Below are 17653 nucleotides of genomic sequence, written 5' to 3'. Positions count from 1 at the left end.
CCCATCGATATAGAAGTAGATTAGTCGAGGAAAGAAACAAGCCCAATCTCTTATTTCCTTGGTATCTATTAGTACGTGTTCGAAAAGGATTTTTATTTGAATATCATTTCACTATCGCAGTCTTATGACCAAAATCCACCTCCGGTTTTCACTGCTAATTCTTAGGATATTTTCTATCATAATAATACTGTAATCGTTTTACTATCTCCAAATTCACATTTAGAGTTTTTAATAGTACGGAATGAAGAAGCTATGTATACGAAAATAAAACCAAATAGCCAGTCGCCGATTGGTTTCCGACGACTGGCTGCTTACACGTGCAGAGTGTTTTGATCCCTGTATTTGCTATGAACATTCAAACAGTATAAGGGCTATCCTGCTTTTATACTTTAGTGATACCCGATGATTTGGGCTACGACTACGAATACTGCACCCAGTACGAACCAGATGGCCAGTAGCGGCCAGAAGAAACGAACCCATTTTTGATATGGAATACCCGATACAGCCAAGCTTCCCATTAAGGCAGAGGAAGTAGGCAAAATCATGTTCGAGAAGCCGTCTCCCAATTGGAAGGCAAGTACCGTTGTCTGTCTTGTAATGCCCAGCAGATCGGACAGTGGCACCATAATCGGCATCGTCGTCGCGGCCATACCCGAGCCGGAGGTGATGAATACGTTCATGATATTTTGGAACACATACATTCCCAGCACTTGCACTGACTCTGGCAGATGTCCGACTACCATAGCCAGACTGTTGACAATGGAGTCAATGACATTGCCGTGATCCAGCACAACTACGATGGAACGGGCAAAACCGATAATCAAGGCACCATACGTGATATCCTTCGCTCCTTTTACAAACTCTGTAGCAATACGACTCGGCCCATAGCCTGCGCAAAATCCCGAGATCACTCCCATCGAAAGAAACAGCGCTGCCAGCTCCTCCATCCACCAATCCTGTTTGGACACCCCCCAGATCAACATTGCAAAGCTCACTGCGACAGTCAAAATGATCAGGATATGCCTAAGCTGTATGGAGGGCAGATTCGATAAATCCACCGGCTTGTCTTCAGCACTCTGTTCCAATTCGTAAACAAGGCTGCTCTCCGGGCTATTCTTCACTTTGCTGGCATAGCGCATAATATATAAGCTGGTAATCACAATCAAAATGACTAACAGAATGGCACGAAGCCACAGTCCTGAAAAAATAGGAATTTGCGCAATCGCCTGTGCTAATCCGACATTAAACGGGTTCAGCAGTCCAGCCGTAAATCCGCAGGAGGCCCCCAGTGAAATCATGGCCGTGCCTGTCATGGCATCAAATTTCAACGCCCGGGCAATGGCAATACCGATGGGTACAAATACCATCACCTCGGTGGACATGCCCATGGTAAAGCCACCGACGGAAAACAGGGTAATAAATACGGGAATCACCCATATGCCCTTGTTGGAAAAAGACCTTGCGACTCTTCCAGTCACCGCCTCAATCGTTCCTGAGGACGTAATAATCTGGAAAACACCACCGATAATGAGAATAAAAAAGACGACATCGGCCGAATCGACCAGACCGGATACAATGGATTTCGGAATATCCCACAGCGTAACCGGATTCGGATCGACATGAGCGTATGAACCGGGAACGAGAAGTGTTTTACCGGTCGCTTCATTTTTAACCCGTTCAAACTCTCCAGCAGGAACAACATAGGTAAGTATCCCGGCCACTAGCGTCAGGAAAATAAGAATGACAAAGGTGTGCGGCATTTTCAGCCATTTTCTAGATCCGCTCGGTACGGTGCTGTTGCTACTCATTCGGATGCCCCCCGTTTCTCTGCGCTTGCCACTGTTCAAATTCGGTTCGTACCTCTTTTAAAGCCACGGGGTCGGTCAATAGATCATAGGTGGTCAGCGCCAGCGCTTTGGCAGCATAATTCATTTCAACCATGCCTTCCTCCGCGCCCGCAAGCCGGGCAAATTCCGGCGTATGGGTGGACGCATCACCCAGTCGGATATAAGGGTGAATGGCTGCGGTAATCTGGCTGACATTGCCGATATCCGACGAGCCGATCCCTCCCTGTGCAGGGGGTTCATGAACCTCCAGACCAAGCTGCTCCAAATTGCTTTGGAACAAAGCAGCCAATGTCTTGTTGGTATTGCGCTCCGCATAGATAAGTCCCTCGGCAATGTCCACCGTCGCGCCCATGCCTTCTGCCGCAGCACGAACAGCGCGGTACACCTTGTTCCGTACTTCGGCCAAGCCAACAACAGTTTGGGCACGCAAAATAAACACGGCCTCACATAGTTCCGGCACAACATTCGGGGCATCCCCGCCTTTTGTAATAATGCCGTGAATACGCACGTCACTGGTGACGAACTGGCGAACCGAATTAATCGCCACAAAGGCATTAATCATGGCATCCAGCGCACTGATACCCTTCTCCGGGGAGGAAGCAGCATGGGCCTGCTTGCCGTGAAACGTGAACGTGGCATCTACGCAGGCCAGTCCCCCGCGCAAAACCATCGTTTTGCTCTGCGGATGCACCATCATCACGGCGTCCACGCCGTCAAACACGCCGTGCTCGCACATGATGATTTTGCCGCCGCCCTCCTCCTCGGCCGGTGTACCCAATATCACGATGCGTCCGGGCAGGTCCGGCACCGCTTCCTTGAGGGCCATGGCTGCTCCGACCGAGGCGGTACAAATCAGGTTGTGTCCGCAGGCATGTCCAATCGCCGGCAGTGCGTCATACTCTGCCAGCAGTGCGATGGTGGGCCCGCCGGGCTTCCCTTCCCATACTGCGCGGAAGGAGGTTTCCAGTCCGGCAATTCCCTTTTCCACTGCAAAACCAGCCTGTTCCAATATATTGGTGAGCCATCCCTGAGCCTGATATTCATGAAAGCTCAATTCAGGATGTGCATGTATCGTTCGGGCAAGCTCCCGCAGCTCGTGATCCTTTGCATCTACAGCCTTCAAAATCTCTTCATGAGATGGTGTTCTGCCAGCCTGTCCATTCGTCGTTGATTCCATCAGTGAAATGCCGCCTTTCATTCGTCATAACGAATAATTATACAATTTATTAATCAACATTGTATAAGCGAATTTCAGTGAAGTAAATTTAATATTTTTTGGTTTTACACTTAAAATTATTTTATATATGACATGGAAATCCTTGAAAAACGCCGTTTTACACCAAAAAATAGGGCTACTCACGGTAATCAAAGAATTATGTTTGGAGCATCCATTCAACAAATCGTTCCACCGCCATCAAGCGGCTGGATTTATTTTTATACAACATCCATGTTCGACGCAGAACAGGATCTCCATTTTGGCGAATCAAATGAAATGCATACAATTCATCCTTTGGAGAAACAAATATTTCGGGTACGATCGAATATCCCAGTCCGTGGCGGACCATTTCCTTACAGGTTTCGTAGCTGTCCACCTCCATGGAAACACGTGGCGCCCTGCCGAATCTTTCACTCCACCACGCCTGAACGGATTCGTTGAACGAGGAATACATGTGACCAGAAAACTGCGGTTTGCCCGGGTCTTTATAACGAATCAGCGGAAGCTCCGGCAATTGCTCAAGCGCTACAGCTTCCTTGGAGATCACACAAATATGTTCCTCATGAAGAAGATGCTTTCCCTCAGACCAGGGATAATCGTTGCGGATGACACCCAGATGAATTTCATCCCCGCGAAGCATTTCATAAATTTCTGCGCTGAGTCCACAAGTTACCGAAAATTGCACATCTGGATAAATATCTTTGAAGCTCTTTAAAATCGGCGGAAGCCGGTAGTGACCATAGTAGCTCGAAATTCCCAGACGCAGCGTTCCTTTTACCTCACCGCTCAGGTGAATGACAGCTTCTTTTAATTCGGTCAGTTCTCTCAAATTTCGCTTGGCATACTGGGCCAGTCGCTCGCCTTCCATGGTTAGCTTGGTTCCTCGGTTTCCGCGTACGATAATGGGTACACCGAACTCCTTCTCCATTTGGTTCAGACGATAGGTCAAGGCGGGTTGTGTAATATACAAACGGTCGGCGGCGCGTTTCAAGCTATGTTCTTCTGCAATGTAGCACAACATCAGGCAATCCTTTTCATCCATCATCGTCATTCCTTCCGTGATCCTAATCCCTTACTTTAGCCGTTCTCATGTTCTCCGCAGGAAAAAGCCCACAGACGTTTCGGTCTATTATACCGCATGAGGAGCTTGGGAAAAGTCCAGGTTTCAATTACACGGGACCGCCTTTTTTTGCCTTTTTTCCAACAGTGACAGGTATTTCACCAGTCGTTCACCACTTCTGTTCCGTTAAAATCTTCATATCAAGCTCCTAAAAGCAGATAAAAACGGACCAAGGAATGATTTCCGTAGTCCGTAGTCCGTAGTCCGTTTTTCGCGTTAGGATTTATGATAATTGGTCTGTATTTATGTCTTCAGATTAGTGAGGGACAAATGAACTGAAATCGTCCCGGCTGGACTGGTCTGCATGATAAAACACGACATCCCCATCCTGTAAATGAAAGAGTTGTCCGTACGGGTCTTTTATCTCTCTGCGGTAACCCTCCAGTTGCCATTGGTTCAGCAGCGGACCATTAATATATTGTAAATGTGGATGCTCGGTGTCCCCCTGACGGAGCGATTCCAAATTGAAGCGAACGACGATAAAGCCCGTTTTCTTGAATATATTCGTATGCTCGTTTAGTTCCCGATGACGGCTTTCATTACGTAAATCCGTCCCTTTGGTGACCGCGTACACATCGGCAGGCAGGCTATATTCACCATACCAGCGCTGAATCGCCGCATTCGCACGGTCGACATCCACCCCCTCCGGCAGGTCTGTCTTCGGACCGATCAAGGTTCGTACCGCTGCGGGCAGCACCAGCCAATCGTAGCGGCCGATCCACGTCTTGTTACGCGTGATACGCTGGGCATATAGCGATACATAACGTTCCAGCGTCGACTGGCCACGCTGTGTTTCGCTCAATTCATGCTTATATTTGTAGACGGCTGTGTCCTGCATTTCCTCTGCCAATACATTGCGCAGCCGCTCATTCAGAATAACATACCGTTTCTCTCGATCCTCCGCCGATCCCAATCGGATAAATTTGCGGCTTCCCGCATGTGTATACAAGTCCACCTCTTCCCGCTGGCGGCCATCTTTACTCACCCAATAAAACGACGGCGTGATGCGGATACCATCTTTGGCGCTGAACATATTGCCTTTGGTTTTGAGATCAAACTTGAAATGGTAGCCCGTCTTGACCGCTACATTTTGGTAGCCCTCATGCGGATGACTGCCGGGACGTACAGGCAGGGTAAACGGCTCCTGATTTCCTCTTGGCAATCCGTCGATGCCGCCTAGCCCTGTCCAATAGGACAGACCGCTATGCAGCGGGCTTCCCTTGTGCTGACGAAATACCCGTTCCCAATGGTAATCGGCAATGTCGGTGATATGAAAATCATACATTCGTCCGATGACCTCAATGTTGACCACATCATTGGCAACATGATGATCAAGCTCCATATTGGCATGACGCTGCTCGGTGAACCCGTCCGGTGCATTTTCAGCAATAGTACGGAACTCGACGGTGTAGTTGCCTTCATCCACCCATACCGGCAAATAAAAGTCTGTGTCCAGTTGCAGCACCGGAATGTCGATCCAGGTGCCCCGTGGATAAAATTGAGTTTTCCCTTTGTTGTACACATCAAACGGAAACCGCACCTGCTTGGTTCGTACATATTTGGCATACTCACGATTCCCGTAGCCGGGAATATTCAAATGCGGGCCTGCTGTCGAAATCTTCACCCGGAAAGGACGCTCCAAAATAAGTGCCGATCGCCCCTTCGTAGGCTTGGTTTTCTGGTTATGAGCAGCATCATCCGACACACTGGAAAGATTCACGACGGGAGTGTGGACAGTCACCGTGTTAATCCCCTGTATCGGAAACGTCTTATCCGCACCGCCATTGATGTTTCCTTTAAGAATAGCGTAGGTAATGTTGCCGCTACTAGGCGTATTGGGCTTATTTATCTTGTGCTTATCAATCACATGCCCCGGACTGTACAACACATCCGGTCCAATCGCCCCGGAAGTGGGAATAACACCCGGCTTAGGTCCATTTACCTTCACGTGCTTCGGATTCATAATGATCCTGTTCTCAAAGGTCAGGGTGTCATTCTCCACTTCGACTTCCTTTACAGCTCCTTCTGCCTTGGATTGTAATGCACTGCGTTCGTCAGGTACACTCGGCTTACTGCTGCCCCCATTTTTACTGCGACTACCAGCATCCACTGTGCCCGGTGCAGGGGGCGGATAAAAGTTGCCCTGCGTCGCTGCAATATAGGAAGGGGGTGTATAGGATTGCGGATGGATGGTGATTGTTTCATTAGGTAACGCATAATTTCGGAGAGTAGCCTCCTTGATACCGTACACCTCCAAGTTGTCTATCGTCCAAAAAGAGTACGGACGGACGATTTTATAGGTATAGGTTTTTTTCACCGTTTCTCTCCGCGTAGATTTTTCCTTGGGCCGCCAGGTTAACCGATATTCCCGTTTTACATTCACCGTATATGTACACTGACCCGTCATGTTCACAAACTTATGCTGAAAAAGGTATCTCTTGGCTTGTACATGACCGTACATGCTCTCAGATGTAGGAATACCTTTGGATACGTCAAACTGTTCCCGGCCACGCTGATCCGCTTTGATAACGGCAGATACTGTCGGGTCCAGCTCGGCAGCTTCCAAACGCAAGCCAGGAGCGGGGCGGGAGCAGACAACACCTTTTGTCGGCTGTTCTTCGTCTTGGCAATCTGAGGGTGCGCCCTCTTGGCTTTCTCCAGGCTTAGGACAGCCCTGACCTTCTTTGTAATACAAATAAGCGGTAAACTGCTTAAAAGAACCGTCATACGTAAACCCGGGTACAACTCCCGGCAAAATATCTCCGCTCGGCGGTTTACCAGTTGTGCTTTTCTTGTAACCCACATACTCATATTTCGGATTAGTGGGCGGGGTGAAATCATAAAGTTGATCAGGTTTCAGCTCATCTTCTATTGGTGTAAATACGTTGTTAAGAGATTTTTCATCAATCGTTAAATGCTTGACGATAAGACTGCTCTCCAGTTCGATCTTGAATAGGATGGGCTGGTAGATGCGCCAGGCTTCTACTTCTTTAGCGCAGGTGGGGCAGGATTCGTCTTTGATATTTTTAGGTTTATCAGCATTTAACCTCATATTAACTGTAATTGGAATCACGGTGGTATCCGTACCAATTCCTTGTTTTTGGAAAGGGCGAATGTCTTCGTCCTCTGTTCCAATGCTCATTGGAAATATATAATCCTGATAGTCATCTTGCCGAGATTTATTAAAATATTGAATGTAATCTGGATTTCTTTGATTTTTTTCAGGGTTATACAATGAAGCTTCAACATTTTTGATCTTACGGCCTGGAAATTTAAATTTATATGTGAACGTAGCTTCCCCCTGCATATTCATATTGGGCTGCTTCTTTTGGGTAACCCACTCTTTTGCTGTGTTTCTCCACATATCAAAATACATCATTCCGACAAAATACCGATAGTTCTTATCTTGAAAGTATGAAAGTGGAGTTATCTCTGTATCGGCTACTGCCTTGTTAGTATGAAAAGAAAAAGGCGGAAGCTGCAAGAATAGCAGTACTCCCACCAACAATAAGGCCAGAACTCGTTTAGTCTTCATCATAAATTTCCCTTCCACGGATTGACCATTAGCGGAATATAATCATTTGTTGATAAAGGTAGACCAATATACTGAACATCTTCTAATTTAAAGGATTTATAATTTTTTACACCTTGAAATAATTCATCTGCAGATGAGTAAATCGGAAAATATTGCATCTTGGTTCCATCACCGTTGTCAGTTGTCAATTGGTCAACGGCATATCGATGTCTAGTATCACCATATTTAGTAATGAAGAAAATGCTTCCAGACAAAGAGTTGGTCTTTACTCTTACTCTCAAGTATGGTGTTCCTTTTGCATTGATGTACGACTCAATAGAATAAACGTCTCTGAGCAACTTAATGGGTAAAGAGGACTGTTTAAAAACCACAACTTTATCGTAGGTTCCACCATTAACTTTCTTAAGAAGAAATGGGTTAGACGCAAAAAGTTTCTTATACGGCTCAATACTCACCGCCTGATGCCCCGTATCCTCCAGCGCAGCGATTTCCTTCTTCCCGATCCAGACCCAGCGGCTAACCTTATCCCACTCCACCGTCTGGCCCAAGCCTTCACTTACTAACCGCAGCGGCACAAAAGTACGATTCTGCTTCAAAATAATCTTCGTTTCGTATGTTTTGGTCTGTCCGTCCACAGTAGCGGTGTTTTGTCCGACCGTCATGCTAACGGCATGTGTATCATTTTTGATCGACACAGCTAATTGACCGTCTGTTTTCTCCCAACCTACCTTGGCCCCCAGCGCCTCGGATACAAAACGAATGGGAACCATCACGTAATCGTTACTATCCTGAAAAGGCTTAGCATCCGGGAACTGTATCTTTTTCGCATTTAACAAGACTTCAATCGGTTGGGAGCTGCTTGCCGCCTCTGTCGTTGGCATTGTACTTGTCGCGCCCCATAACAACGTAACTGCAATCAAACTCAGCATCCATTTTTTTATACTCATCTCTCTATCCCCTTTGTCTGCTTATACTCCAAACTATGTATATCAACCCTGCTCTCATAGACTTATCGCATCCCCACTTTCGGAAAATAATGGATTCCAACTTATTTATTATATGGTTTCCCTATTACAAAATCTATAAGGAAAACTTCTAAATATATAGACATTCTAAAAAAGCCATATCATATCTACATCAACCGAACTCAAAAAGTGAATATAAAAACGGAGTGAGCGGAATGGTGCTAAACCAACAAAAAAGGGCTGCCTCTCCCTAGTTAAGGAAGAAACAGCCCGTGTGCTTCACGCGCAAATGACTATGAATAAATCAGTTCATACAATAATCAATATTCCAACATCATCCAATATTTCCTCTATCATAAATCATAGCCGACTAAAAATCAAACGTTATTTTTACTCGCAAACCATCTCAAATGACATCTATCCAACGCTAACCTTCAGCCAATACCACCTCGTTCAGTGCGAACGGTCTTGCTTTCATATGGGCTTTTGCTTTAAGCGTCATCTTCCGTTCCTCCTTTAAGGCGAGTTTGGGATGTAAAGCAAAAGAAAGCGCATATCAGGCATAACGAGCGATTATACGCCGCTGCCGCAGGTTTGCTCCCACTGCTGGTACAGCTGCGTTCTCGCCTCTGTAATGCCGGGATGAAACTGAATCAACGCGTGCTTCCGTGTAAAATCGACCTCACGGATCGCCTCCTGTACCCGCTGTTCCCCCTTGGCTCCGCCGAGTCCGGCGGCATGGATCATGGATGCTGCGGCTAATCGGCCTTGGGCCATGGCGACCAGCCCGCTTTCAATGCCGGTAATATTGCCGGCAACGTACAGCCCTTTGAGCGAGGTTTCCATTCGCTCACCATGCAGTGGAACATGCCCGCCCAGCTCGGGGCTGTACACGAATTTGCACCCGGCCACCGCCGCCAGCTCGGCAAGCGGATACAATCCGCCGCTCAGCGCCACGAAGTCGGCGGGTTCGACGCGCTCGCTGCCAGGTATAGGCGAGCCGTCCGGTTTCACGTGGACCAGGGTCACGGATTCGACCCGGTCCCGCCCGTTGACGGACAGCACTGCCGTCCGCAAACGGATCGGAATATCCCACAGGCGGAAGCCTCTGTGGGGATAGCAGCGCGCGATGAGGCCCTCCATGCGCATCGCCGCTGCCAGCTTGCCGCCGGCGCGCATCCAGGCGGCCGGGGCCAGCCCCGACAGCTGCAGCAGCAGCTTCGCGGAGGCTGTCGGATCTGCCGCTGCACCAGCCAGCGGATTGGTGCACGGCAGTGTAATCGCCGCCACCTTCACCCCGGCGACGGACAGCTCGCGGGCAATCGCCATGGACAGGACGTTCATGCCTACAATAATGCCGCGTTCCCCCGGCTTTACATAATGAACGTTGGTCATCACCTGCGCGGCCCCGATGGACATCACGCCCGGCAGTGTCCACCCGTCCAGCGGAACGGGAATTTCGGCGGCTCCGGTCGCAAGCAATACGTAGTCGGCAGTGAATAATCCACAGGAGGTGGAAATTTCCCATGTTGTCGTATACTCCATGCCATGCACCGATACGCCACAGCGGATGTCCACCCCAAGCTCGCTGCAACGGGTGATCAGTTCATCCGAAACATGTTTTCCAACCCACCAGCCTTTGCTGCCTTCCTCATGATATTGTCCGGGCATCCGTCCGCCCGGCTCGGTAAACTCATCCAGTACCGTGACCGGCAATCCTTGTTCAGCTGCTGTAGCCGCTGCTGACAACCCGGCGGGACCTGCTCCAATGACGATGAGATGCGCCATTTTATTCATGTCACGATTCTCCCTGTAATTTCATTCGAAAGCTGTCTGCCTGTTTCGACGATCATGCCTTCCTCCAACCGGGTCAGACAGGAGCGGACAGTGCCGAGCGGATGAACCGTCAGGCGGCATTCGTTACAGTGCCCAATGGCGCAGTATACGCCCCTGGCCGTGCCGGATTCCTCATGCCTTCTCAGTAAACGAACGCCGCTTGCCAGCAGCGCTGCCGCGAGCGGCTCTCCAGCCAATCCTTTCATGGGACGACCATCGAAAACGAAAGACACCTGCCGCCGCTCCGCCTTCGGTCCCAAAATAGGATGGTTCACAATACGCGCGCGACTCATAAAGAACCCCCTTCTGCCAGCTGACCAAACGTCACGGGACGTACCGGAGGTCTTTGCGATAATAGCTCTGCCTCTCGGCGGGCAGCGGGATATTGACTATAAAACCAAGTCTCTACCAGTTGTCGACATACCCTGCCCTGACAGGCCCCCATTGTGACTCGCGTAGCCATTTTAAGCTGGCGTACCGTATCCGCTCCCATATGGCAAGCCTGCTCCAGCTGTACCAAGCTCACTTCTTCACAGCGGCATACAAGCAAGCGACCTGACGCGCCAGACGCTCCGGATGGCCCGACCCGTGCATCAGCATACGGATTGTCTGCACTCGGATTGCCTGCACACGGATTGCCTGCATACCGGGCATCTCCATACCGCGTTTCTTCATTTCCAGTCTCTACACATCCAGTCTCATCATATCGGGTCTCTTCACCCTGTACTCCCGGTCCAACCGACTCATCTCGTCCCGTCGCCCGCTTACTCATAGCTGATAGCGCAGGTTTTAATCGCTGAATAAAAATCCAGTGCCGCCTGCCCCTGTTCCCGGGTATGTGAGCTGGACTGCTTCAGACCGCCGAACGGAGCTTGATATTCGACACCCGCCGTCTCCTGATTGACCCGTACCATTCCGGCGTCCGCTTCATCCAGAAAGCGGTGAGCCAGCCGCAAATCACGGGTAAATAATGAAGCACTTAGTCCGTAAATAGACGCATTGCACAGTCGAACGGCATCCTCAAAATCGTCCGCCTGCATTACACCGACCACAGGACCAAAAATTTCCTCCTGAATCAAGGGATGAGACGAATCCAGCCCGGTTGCCACCAACGGACGCACATAATACCCGTCATCTGTCGCAGCGCCGGCCCCGCCTTCGACCAGGATATCTGTTTCCCGGCGGGCCAGCGAAACATAGGACATGACCTTCTCATACTGACCTGCGGATGCGACAGGCCCAAGATACGCACCGGGGTCCAGTGCCGGGGCCATATGGATCTTTGCCACCGCGTGGCGCAAGGCTTCCGTAAATGCGTCATAGACAGACCGCTCGACAATCACGCGGCTGGTGGCCGTGCATTTTTGCCCGGCTGACCGAAAGGCGCCGCTGGCAATCATTGCTACCGCCTGCGTCATATCCGCATCCTTCAGCACGATCGCGGCATTTTTGCCGCCCATCTCGGTCTGGTATTTGATGTTCCTACGTGCGCACCGCTCCGCAATGCCCAACCCCGTCTTCGTAGAACCCGTGAAGCTGACCGCTTCCAGTACAGGGAGTTCCAGCAAGGCATCGCCAATACGGCTCCCCTGCCCAATGACGAGATTCAGCACACCAGGCGGAAGCTGCACTGCTTCAAACAACTCCGCAATCCGTACCGCCGTTAATGAGGCATGCTCGGCGGGCTTCCAGATGACTGTGTTTCCGCACAGGAGCGCGGGCGCGATTTTCCACAAGGGAATAGCTACCGGGAAGTTCCACGGAGTAATAAGAGCCGTCACACCCAGCGGAATGCGCTTCGTGTATTGGAGTACTCCCGGATCATTCGAGGGAATGACCGTACCGATCGAACGGACACCCTCTGCCGCGTAGTATCGAAGCAGATGGACGCCTCGCATCACCTCTCCGCGCATCTCGGTAATCGGCTTCCCCATTTCCCGGCTGGCCAACTCCGCCAAATCGGACAAATTCGCCTCCAGCAAACCGGCTGCTTTGAACAGATAAGCCCCCCGCTCCGCCGGACTCAATGCCGCCCAGCCCGCTTGTGCCAGCCGTGCCGCTTCCCCGGCCTGTGCAATATCAGCCTCAGTGGAAAAATGGACGACTCCCACCTCCTCCCTTAACGCTGAAGGGTTGCGAACCACCATTCCTTCGCCGGAAGGACTCAGCCATTCACCGCCAATCCAATTTCGGCTTTCCATCGTCTTCACCTCCATCAGGATGAAACCCCGCTCGGACGAACCGCCACCTCAAAAGCTTCGCGAATACGGTCGTAATCCGCCTGCGGCAGCGCAAGTCTGGGCGGACGTGTCGGACCGACCGGGAATCCGGCCAGCTCCATCATATATTTAATGGACTGCACCAGTTGCGGACTGGCATCGTAGTGGAACAGCGGCAGAAGTCTGCGATACAACGCGGAGGCTTCCGCCATATTTCCCGCCTGCGCAAGCCGGAACAGCTCTACTCCTTCCTTGGGCAGCGCATTAGGCACGCCCGAAATCCAGCCTGTCGCGCCGAATAATGCCCCCTCCATTGCCAGATTATCCACCCCGATCATGACCTCCAGCTCTGTCTGGTCCAAAATAGCGTGAATACGTCGCACATCGCCGGAAAATTCCTTGACTGCTACGATATTTTCAATTCGTGAGAGGTCTGCAAGAATATCCGGAGTCAGGTCAACCTTGTAATCATGGGGATTGTTATACGCTATGATCGGCAAGCCCACCTCCGACAACGCTTCATAATGGGCCGTTACCTCATGGGGCAGCGGATTGTAATTAATGGGCGGCAGCGCCATGACACCAGCGGCTCCAGCATCCTTGGCATGCTGAACCCAATGCACCGCCTGCCTGGTGGATGGAGCCGCCGAGCCGACAACGACCGGGACACGCCCTGCCGCAGCATCAATCACCGTATGCACCACCTGCGACCGTTCTTCCGGGGACAACGCCGCATACTCCCCCAGTGATCCGGTGGGAACCAGTCCACTAATGCCGTTCGCAATCAGATGCTCGCACAGCTCGGCCAGACGCTTGTAGTCGACCTCCAGCTCTGCCGTGAACGGTGTAACCAAGGCCACATATACACCTTCAAAACGTGCCATTTACTCACCAACCCTTTCCCATTTTTATATTCAGCATTTTGCATCATTCGATTCCCAACACTATACTCACATCAGTAAAAATCCTTCTCTCAGCGGGTCCTTCGGATCAAGCACAAATTGATGATGTCCTGTTACCCAGGCCGAGCCTGTAATTTGCGGGATCACCGCCGGATAAGGGCCCACCTGCGTTTGGCCCACAATTTCAGCCCGGAACATGGAGCCTGTGATGCTTTCATGTACAAACGGCTCATTTAACCCCAGCTTCCCCTTGGCATGCAGCACTGCTACCTTGGCCGAGGTTCCTGTGCCACAAGGGGAACGGTCGATACCTCCCGGCGGAATGACGACGACATTGCGACAATCGGCCTGTGGAGCCACAGGCTCCCCGTAAAATTCAATATGGGTCAATCCCTGAATAACCGGATTCTCAGGATGGACTACCTCAATAGCAGCATTCACCGCTTCCCGAATCGAGACCGCCGTCCGTACAATCTCTGCCGCATTGCTCTGCTCCAATGCAAGGTCGATGGAAGCCGCCTCTACAATGCCGTAAAAGTTGCCTCCATACGCAATATCCAGCACGACTTGACCGATGCCCTCTACATCGACCTCCACCTCACGGCGGTACACAAAGGAAGGGATGTTCGTGAACGTTACTTGCCGCACCTTGCCCGTATCCACCTCCAGCCGTACTTGAACCGGACCTGCCGGAGTATCCAGCAGTACAGACTTTTTATCCGCAGCAATCAGTCCACCTTCCATTAGTGCCGTGCATACTCCAATCGTATCGTGACCGCACATCGGTAAATAACCGCCCGTCTCTATAAAGACTACACCTATATCGGCATCCGGATGGCAAGGCTCTGTTAAAATACAGCCCGACATCACCTCATGACCCCGCGGCTCGAACATCAGCAGACGGCGAAAATCATCATGATGTGCTGCCATATAAGTCATCTTTTCCAGCATCGTATGACCTATCAGCTTAGGTGCGCCGTGAATGACCGTCCGCGTCGGATTTCCTCCCGTGTGGGTATCAATCGTCGTAATCTTTCCTGATACAGTATTCTTGCTTGGTATAGCAATCTTGCCTGGCACACTCATCCGGTTACCTCCCCGTGAAACTCATGCCCGTTCTCATACCCGTTCCAAGCCTCCCCAAATCGGTCATACCGCAGCGGCTCTACTGGTATGCAAGTGGGTTCACCGCGTACCATTTCGGTCACCAGCTTGCCCGTGACAGCGGCGAGGCTAATGCCATCCCCCTCATGGCCGGAAGCGATAAACAGCCCCGGCATTTCATCCACGGCTGATACAATTGGCAAATGATCAGGTGTCCATGGACGCAGGCCGGTATATGCCCTCATCAGCGGCACGTTTGCCAGGGTTGGAAAAAAGCGTATCGCCCTGCGGGCAATTAAGCGGATCACCTGCTGATCGACCCCCGTATCCATACCGACAAACTGACGGCTGCTGCCGATCAGAATGTTTTGTGATGCGGTTGGCTCGAATACCAGTGCTACACCGTATTTTTCATAAACCTTATCCACACTCCGCTGTCCGCCGAACTTGCTCATCAGGTACCCGAATTCCATCACCTTTCGGTTCCCGATCGAGGGCATTCGGGTAGACACCAGAATATGTCCTTTACGCGGCATAATCGGAAGACTCAAACCGAGTGAATGACCGATGCTGCGTGTCCACACACCTGCCGCCAATACCACAGCACCCGCATGGATCACACCGCCCGGCGTCTCCACCCCGCGGACGTTTCCCCCTTCGTCCTTGAGGACGGACCGTATCGGCGTGCGCGGCAATAGTCTGGCTCCCATCCGACGTGCAGCGTTGGCCAGTGCATACGTCATCAGCACCGGATTTACGGTGGAATCTGTCGCACATTCCAGCCCGCCTGGCAAATCTTTGGCCAAATGCGGCCATTCCTTCCGCAAAGCCTGCTGATCCAGCATGCGAAACGGAAGTCCCTCCTGCTGCTGACGGGCTACCCATTGCTCTGCCGCCTGCATCTCCTGCTCATTTTCACAGACCAAAATACTGCCAGGCGCACGGTACTCAAACTCATCCTCCAGCTCCCTGGCCAGCTCTGCCACCAGTTCCTGCGATACCAGCGACATCCTGCTGTCAAATCCGGGCTCTTTGTCGATTGCCAATATATTTCCATCGCAACGGGACGAAGTGCCTCCGGCAATCTCTCCCCGCTCAGCCAGTACGACCTTCAAACCGGACTTAGCCGCATAATAAGCGATGGCCGCACCGATGATTCCGCCGCCGACAATGACTAGATCCGCCGCATCGTGTTTCACTCGCTTTTCCTCCCTTCGACCGTTTCAACCCGAGTGTCACAACACTCAGGTCGCTCTGCCCCAAATTTCAACCGTGGTCAGCCCAGTTAGATGTTAGCCCAGCTAAATGTTAGTCAGTCAAATGTAAGCTCCGTCAGGAAATTCGGGGCAGCCGCGCCGGGAATTTCAGTTACAGCTTGAGCGTAAAGCTTTGGGTCACGGGCTTGCTCAGCTCGTCATAATCCCGCAGCTGTACGGTGAACGTATACGTCTTGTTCGCTGCTCCGCTTTCTGCCGTACCGCTGATCGTTCCTGTGAAGCGATCCAGCGTGAAACCTGCGGGTAGCTGACCACCCGTTACCGTCCAATCGTAAAACGGAACGCCTCCCTTGGCCTCCAGCTTGGCCGTGTACGCTTTCCCTTTAACGGGTGCTGGCAGTTCCTTCGTTACTATTTCTGGCGCGAGGAAAGGAGTCAGGTCCTTGCGCAGCGGCCAGCCTGCTTTTTCTGCTACCAGCAGCGAGAGCTTCGTGTTCATCCAGCGCCGTGTCGGGAACATGTGGCGCCAGCCACCGTTTTGTCCGCTCAGTCTGTCGACCTCGGCAAGCTCCCCGGAGAGATGATAGCTGTCGTCCAGCGCAGCCGGTCTGTGTTGATAAGCCAGAATGTCCGGGTCATTGCCTGCTGCCTCCTTCAGCGCCCTGACACCCGGGAACGTGTCGCTGAACACAATCGCATGACCAAATTCATGCATAATCAGCCCGTGCACATCCGTCACCTTGGACAGATCGGATTGATACCATTCCTCATCGTCCACCGATGTGAATGGAGTCGCATCATCATAGAAATCCAGAATCAGACTATAGGAACGGTTCAGATTCCCCGGGACGGTCACACCGTTACGTGTATGATAATTGCCGTTATTGGCTGGAAACCCCGTAGAATAAGGCCCGTTCAATCCTCTCAAAAACACCCACATGCCTTTATATGGCTTGTCATTCGTCACCTGTATTTCATTTTGCCAGTCGTCTCCCGGCAGATGGTTGACCTCCGCATTCGCCGGAACCTCATCGAAGGGGCTCAGATCAAAGAAATAGAACCAGTCCTTCACCGCCAGCTCTGCGGCTTTTCTTGTAGCAGCATCATTGAAATAGGGCATGATCGTATCAAAGCGGTAGTCAAAATGGATGGGAACTTGGGGCTCTTCATTATCGTCCTGATCCAACACCCGAATCGGAATGGACTGGGTGGTCTTGCGCCCATCGTTTCCCGCCACAGATAGAGACAGCGTATAATGCTCAATTTCACCATTTCCCCCAATCCGGTCGGGATGGATGGCTAGACGGAAATCTTTTTCCTCCTGAGCATTGGCAAAGGTCAGCGTTTTGCTTGCACCTTGCGCCGACAGCGTACTTGGCAAATCCATCATCAACCGGGATGTGCCCTGCGCATTCAGCGTTATCGTTACCGGAAAGACGGCGTCTGCCGGCGGTTTGACCTTTAGCTTCACATACGGGTTCGCAAGATACCCTTGCCAATCGACCAGCTCTATACCGTAATCGTTCACCGTTCGACTAAAGATGTCGATGACTTTGGCATCCGACTCCGCCTCGGCATAAGCCTCATGACCCGGAATAGCTGGTGTTAAAGCAACGATGAGAGAAACGGCCAGCGCGATCAGCCACATTTTCGTGCGTCTTTTTTGTGTGTTCATTCGATCCCTCCATATCG

13 protein-coding genes are annotated in these 17653 nt (G+C 51.2%); all 13 read right to left on the bottom strand.

The window, feature by feature from the left end; translation table 11 throughout:
* Positions 1–389: 389 nt before the first annotated feature.
* The 13 genes from BAZ21_RS06670 to BAZ21_RS06610 all read right to left on the bottom strand — a co-directional run bounded on the left by BAZ21_RS06670 (position 390) and on the right by BAZ21_RS06610 (position 17636).
* Positions 390–1808, bottom strand: coding sequence for a YfcC family protein (locus BAZ21_RS06670; protein WP_068498314.1), 1419 nt, complete (start codon positions 1806–1808; stop codon positions 390–392).
* Entirely contained in the window at positions 1801–3024 is a 1224-nt protein-coding gene (locus BAZ21_RS06665; RefSeq protein ID WP_068498312.1) for a M20 family metallopeptidase, read from the bottom strand. The genes BAZ21_RS06670 and BAZ21_RS06665 overlap by 8 nt, the downstream gene beginning before the upstream one ends.
* Positions 3025–3220: 196 nt before the next feature.
* The gene (locus tag BAZ21_RS06660; RefSeq protein ID WP_084011531.1) at positions 3221–4114 is read right to left on the bottom strand and encodes a LysR family transcriptional regulator; all 894 of its coding nucleotides are present in this window, start codon (positions 4112–4114) and stop codon (positions 3221–3223) included.
* Positions 4115–4439: 325 nt separating this feature from the next.
* On the bottom strand, positions 4440–7721 hold the full coding sequence (locus BAZ21_RS06655) for a DUF5704 domain-containing protein (RefSeq protein ID WP_068498310.1): 3282 nt from the start codon (positions 7719–7721) through the stop codon (positions 4440–4442).
* On the bottom strand, positions 7718–8665 hold the full coding sequence (locus BAZ21_RS06650) for a copper amine oxidase N-terminal domain-containing protein (RefSeq protein ID WP_068498307.1): 948 nt from the start codon (positions 8663–8665) through the stop codon (positions 7718–7720). Before BAZ21_RS06650 ends, BAZ21_RS06655 begins: the two co-directional genes overlap by 4 nt.
* A gap of 591 nt (positions 8666–9256) precedes the next feature.
* Positions 9257–10480, bottom strand: coding sequence for an NAD(P)/FAD-dependent oxidoreductase (locus BAZ21_RS06645; RefSeq protein WP_084011530.1), 1224 nt, complete (start codon positions 10478–10480; stop codon positions 9257–9259).
* Positions 10477–10812, bottom strand: coding sequence for a (2Fe-2S)-binding protein (locus BAZ21_RS06640; RefSeq protein ID WP_068498305.1), 336 nt, complete (start codon positions 10810–10812; stop codon positions 10477–10479). The genes BAZ21_RS06645 and BAZ21_RS06640 overlap by 4 nt, the downstream gene beginning before the upstream one ends.
* A complete protein-coding gene (locus tag BAZ21_RS27675) occupies positions 10809–11291 on the bottom strand; it encodes a (2Fe-2S)-binding protein (protein ID WP_084011529.1) in 483 nt (160 codons plus the stop codon). Before BAZ21_RS27675 ends, BAZ21_RS06640 begins: the two co-directional genes overlap by 4 nt.
* Complete coding sequence (locus tag BAZ21_RS06630; RefSeq protein WP_068498302.1) at positions 11284–12720, bottom strand: aldehyde dehydrogenase family protein; 1437 nt, start codon at positions 12718–12720, stop codon at positions 11284–11286. Before BAZ21_RS06630 ends, BAZ21_RS27675 begins: the two co-directional genes overlap by 8 nt.
* Positions 12721–12734: 14 nt before the next feature.
* Positions 12735–13622 (bottom strand): dihydrodipicolinate synthase family protein, encoded by an 888-nt coding sequence (locus BAZ21_RS06625; protein ID WP_068498299.1) that lies wholly within the window; start codon positions 13620–13622, stop codon positions 12735–12737.
* A 66-nt stretch (positions 13623–13688) separates the two neighbouring features.
* Positions 13689–14726: a 4-hydroxyproline epimerase gene (locus BAZ21_RS06620; RefSeq protein WP_068498298.1), complete on the bottom strand. Its 1038-nt coding sequence runs from the start codon at positions 14724–14726 to the stop codon at positions 13689–13691.
* A complete protein-coding gene (locus tag BAZ21_RS06615) occupies positions 14723–15943 on the bottom strand; it encodes an NAD(P)/FAD-dependent oxidoreductase (protein WP_068498296.1) in 1221 nt (406 codons plus the stop codon). Before BAZ21_RS06615 ends, BAZ21_RS06620 begins: the two co-directional genes overlap by 4 nt.
* A 169-nt stretch (positions 15944–16112) precedes the next feature.
* Positions 16113–17636 (bottom strand): Ig domain-containing protein, encoded by a 1524-nt coding sequence (locus tag BAZ21_RS06610; protein WP_068498294.1) that lies wholly within the window; start codon positions 17634–17636, stop codon positions 16113–16115.
* Positions 17637–17653: the final 17 nt, after the last annotated feature.

Origin of the sequence: Paenibacillus kribbensis (assembly GCF_001705305.1) — a bacterium.
Lineage (GTDB): Bacteria > Bacillota > Bacilli > Paenibacillales > Paenibacillaceae > Paenibacillus > Paenibacillus kribbensis_B.
The sequence above is the reverse complement of the archived record's forward strand: the minus strand, read 5'-3'. Positions and strand labels throughout refer to the sequence as shown.

Excerpts from the sequence above, each read along its gene's own strand:
- BAZ21_RS06670 (WP_068498314.1), bottom strand. The coding sequence starts at position 1,808 with ATGAGTAGCAACAGCACCGTACCGAGCGGATCTAGAAAATGGCTGAAA.
- BAZ21_RS06665 (WP_068498312.1), bottom strand. The coding sequence starts at position 3,024 with ATGGAATCAACGACGAATGGACAGGCTGGCAGAACACCATCTCATGAA.
- BAZ21_RS06660 (WP_084011531.1), bottom strand. The coding sequence starts at position 4,114 with ATGACGATGATGGATGAAAAGGATTGCCTGATGTTGTGCTACATTGCA.
- BAZ21_RS06655 (WP_068498310.1), bottom strand. The coding sequence starts at position 7,721 with ATGATGAAGACTAAACGAGTTCTGGCCTTATTGTTGGTGGGAGTACTG.
- BAZ21_RS06650 (WP_068498307.1), bottom strand. The coding sequence starts at position 8,665 with ATGAGTATAAAAAAATGGATGCTGAGTTTGATTGCAGTTACGTTGTTA.
- BAZ21_RS06645 (WP_084011530.1), bottom strand. The coding sequence starts at position 10,480 with ATGAATAAAATGGCGCATCTCATCGTCATTGGAGCAGGTCCCGCCGGG.
- BAZ21_RS06640 (WP_068498305.1), bottom strand. The coding sequence starts at position 10,812 with ATGAGTCGCGCGCGTATTGTGAACCATCCTATTTTGGGACCGAAGGCG.
- BAZ21_RS27675 (WP_084011529.1), bottom strand. The coding sequence starts at position 11,291 with ATGAGTAAGCGGGCGACGGGACGAGATGAGTCGGTTGGACCGGGAGTA.
- BAZ21_RS06630 (WP_068498302.1), bottom strand. The coding sequence starts at position 12,720 with ATGGAAAGCCGAAATTGGATTGGCGGTGAATGGCTGAGTCCTTCCGGC.
- BAZ21_RS06625 (WP_068498299.1), bottom strand. The coding sequence starts at position 13,622 with ATGGCACGTTTTGAAGGTGTATATGTGGCCTTGGTTACACCGTTCACG.
- BAZ21_RS06620 (WP_068498298.1), bottom strand. The coding sequence starts at position 14,726 with ATGAGTGTGCCAGGCAAGATTGCTATACCAAGCAAGAATACTGTATCA.
- BAZ21_RS06610 (WP_068498294.1), bottom strand. The coding sequence starts at position 17,636 with ATGAACACACAAAAAAGACGCACGAAAATGTGGCTGATCGCGCTGGCC.